This window comes from Thermodesulfovibrionales bacterium, assembly GCA_035622735.1.
Taxonomy (GTDB): domain Bacteria; phylum Nitrospirota; class Thermodesulfovibrionia; order Thermodesulfovibrionales; family UBA9159; genus DASPUT01.
In genome coordinates this window covers 1-2,983 of sequence record DASPUT010000147.1, presented here as the reverse complement: position 1 = coordinate 2,983, position 2,983 = coordinate 1, and the positions used below count along the sequence as shown (strand labels likewise).

The window sequence follows — 2,983 nt, the reverse complement described above, 5'->3', positions numbered from 1 at the left end:
AAGGGGTTATTGGTCACGGTTTTCACGAATGGAACATTGATTACCGACAGCATCCTCGCGCTCTTTCAGAATCTGCCGCCCCACGTTGTAGAGATAAGCCTGTACGGCGCTACCGCAGCGACGTATGAAAACATTACGGGTGTGGCCGGTTCATACGAACGTTGTCTGGACGGCATCAAAAGGCTCCTGGGCGGCAAAATACGGGTAAGGCTGAAGACGATTCTTATGACCATGAACAGTCATGAGTTTGCCGATATAGAAGACATGGCGAGGGAATTTGGCGTAAAATTCCGTTTCGACGCGGCGATATTTCCTTGCGCAAATGGGGATAAGAGCCCGTTGAATCTCAGGGTTGCCCCGTCGGATGCGGTCGATAAGGAATTCTCTGACCGGGAAAGGGCACGCGTCTGGAAAGACTACATGAGGACCCGGCAGGAGTGGGCTCCGACTGATAGCCTTTATCAATGCGGTGCCGGGCTCACCGGATTTCATATTGATCCCTATGGCTATTTGCAGCCGTGCCTTATGACGAGGAATATGAGATACGACCTGTCTAAAGGGAGTTTCCTGTCGGGGTGGAACGGCATCATATCCGGCATAAGGAATAAGAAGGCAAGAAAGGACTTCGCCTGCTATCACTGCGACAGAAAAGACTTATGCGGTTTTTGTCCGGCTTTTTTTGAGTTCGAGAATGGGGCGGAGGATGCCCGTTCAGAATACCTCTGTGCAATGGGAAAGAATCGCTTCAGCCGGATACATGACATCAGTCTATGAGGGAGATGAAGATGCAACATAAAGAGAAAAAAAAGAAGCAGTCTTATGAAAAACCGAGGCTGAGAGTTATCGAACTTGTCGCTGAAGAGGTGCTGAGTACGGGCTGTAAGACACGGTTCGGTGATCCGAAAGGTGTTGCCGGCAGTGGCTGCCTGGCCGGTGTGTGTTCATCGACAATCGGCTCCTGAGGTCTTAACAGCCTTTGCGAAGGCAAGAAAAGGCGACAGATTTGATAAGGATGAAGGTTGCCGACGTGAGCGTTTCGGTACGCTGCCGGCAATCCCTTTCACTTCAGGAACTTGATCCGGCCTATCAGTCATTCCTTTTCGCGAAAAGAAATTCCCCTCATTCCGCCGATATCGATGTCATCCTCGAATTGAAGGGGATGCCCGAGACAAAAGGACTGACGAAGATCTTTGACAGCGGCCAATCGTGGTCGATGTTACGGCGAGGGAGCGAGTATTTTGCGGTACTCAGTCCTGCCGACCTTCATAAACAGCCTGTTTGGATAGCCCGGTTCAATCGGGACATCTCGAAGGTGACTGTATACTGCAGCGACGTATTAATACATGAAGGCGCTGACGGCTCCATACTCTCGAATCCGGTACGGTACCCTCTCGACCAGATTCTCCTCATGTATTTCCTGGCGGGAAAAAAGGGGGCACTGATCCATGCCGCTGCTGCAAAGATCAATGGACGTGGATATGCATTCCTCGGTCGCTCCGGTGCGGGAAAGAGCACACTTTCGCGGCAATTTTCCGATCGCAAGAATGTGCAGTTCCTCAGCGACGACCGCATCGTAATCAGAAAGACTGATCATGCGTATAAGGTATTCGGAACTCCCTGGCCGGGAGAGGCGGACATAGCGGAGAACAAGAATTCTCCCCTTGCTTGTCTCTTCTTCCTGTCCCACGGAAGTGAAAACAGGCTGAGAGAGCTGAGCCGGAAAGAGGCCTTTGAGCGGCTTCTCCCCGTGACTTCCATCCCCTGGTACGACCGGAAAATAGTGGACAGCCTTCTCATATTCTGTGAAGACCTGATTTCCCTCGTCCCGGCCTACGAACTCTCTTTTAAGCCGAGTGCTGAGGTGGCAGACTTTTTGGATCACTCCTTCGGGCGAAAATAGGCATCGGATTGCCCAGGGGATCGCCGCCGGAATTTCCGGAGATTCAATCCCTCTTCCGCCCGACTGAAAATATGTAGAGAAAAGCGATACCGACTATCCCCGACAGGAAAGAACCGAGAAGGATCCCCACTTTGGCGAAATCGAGCACTGAGGGATCGCTGAAAGAGAGCGACGTGATGAAGAGCGACATCGTGAACCCTATCCCCCCGAGAATACCGGCTCCGATGATATGCGGCCAGCCGACGCCTGTCGGCAGGGACGACAGATTCGCCTTCTCTAATAAATAAGAGAAGAGGACAATGCCGAGAGGTTTGCCGAAGAGTAGGCCGAAGATTACCCCCAGGGTCACCGGTGAGGTCAATGCCTCTGCGAGGTCAATTCTCACGAACGTTAACCCTGCGTTGGCGACGGCAAAGAGGGGAATCACGAGATAGGCTACCCACGGATGCAGCGCATGCTCGAGACGCTGAAGCGGAGTCTCTACGTGATGGCAGGCAAGTTCGATCGACTGCACCGCATCCCGGTGTTTCTCGTTCAGAAGGATAGAGTAGCCGCAGCCGTCCGGGGAGCAGTGGAATTCCCCCAGACACCTGTTGACCTCCCGGAGAAACTTGTCGGTGTCGTACTTCCCCCTGGCGGGAATGCAGATCGCTACGAGAACCCCCGCGATCGTGGCATGGACACCTGACCCGAGGAAGGCGTACCAGAGTATGATACCGGGCAGTGCGTACACGACTGTCCTCCTGACCCACAGGAGATTCGCAATCACCATGAGGACGAACGCCGCAATGCCGAGCATGAAAAAGGACATATTGATCGTCCCCGTATAGAAGAGTGCGATCACGACAACAGCCCCGAGGTCGTCAACGATTGCGAGAGCCGAGAGGAAGACCCTGAGCCCAACGGGTATCTTCTTCCCGAGGAGAAAGAGGGCGCCCAGCGCAAAGGCGATATCCGTCGCCATGGCTATGCCCCATCCGTGGACCGTCGCTGTTCCGTGATTAAACGCAAGGTAGATGAGTGCGGGGAAGACCATGCCTCCGAAAGCAGCGCCGACGGGCAAGAGGGCCCTCTTCGGAGAAG

The 2,983-nt window shown here is 53.7% G+C and carries 4 protein-coding genes; 3 read left to right on the top strand and 1 reads right to left on the bottom strand.

The genetic code is table 11. The features are described 5' to 3' along the window. The 3 genes from VEI96_07855 to VEI96_07845 form a co-directional block, all read left to right on the top strand. A partial coding sequence (locus tag VEI96_07855; GenBank protein ID HXX57901.1) for a radical SAM protein occupies nucleotides 1–774 on the top strand: 774 nt, incomplete at its 5' end. Nucleotides 775–785: 11 nt separating this feature from the next. Beyond that, nucleotides 786–962 carry a hypothetical protein gene (locus tag VEI96_07850; protein ID HXX57900.1) on the top strand — a complete coding sequence of 59 codons (177 nt, stop codon included), beginning with the start codon at nucleotides 786–788 and terminating at the stop codon, nucleotides 960–962. 41 nt (nucleotides 963–1,003) lie between these two features. Then, nucleotides 1,004–1,900 carry a hypothetical protein gene (locus tag VEI96_07845; GenBank protein HXX57899.1) on the top strand — a complete coding sequence of 299 codons (897 nt, stop codon included), beginning with the start codon at nucleotides 1,004–1,006 and terminating at the stop codon, nucleotides 1,898–1,900. A gap of 43 nt (nucleotides 1,901–1,943) precedes the next feature. On the opposite strand, the gene nhaA is transcribed toward VEI96_07845, so the two are convergent. Then, a partial coding sequence (nhaA, locus tag VEI96_07840) for a Na+/H+ antiporter NhaA (protein HXX57898.1) occupies nucleotides 1,944–2,983 on the bottom strand: 1,040 nt, incomplete at its 5' end.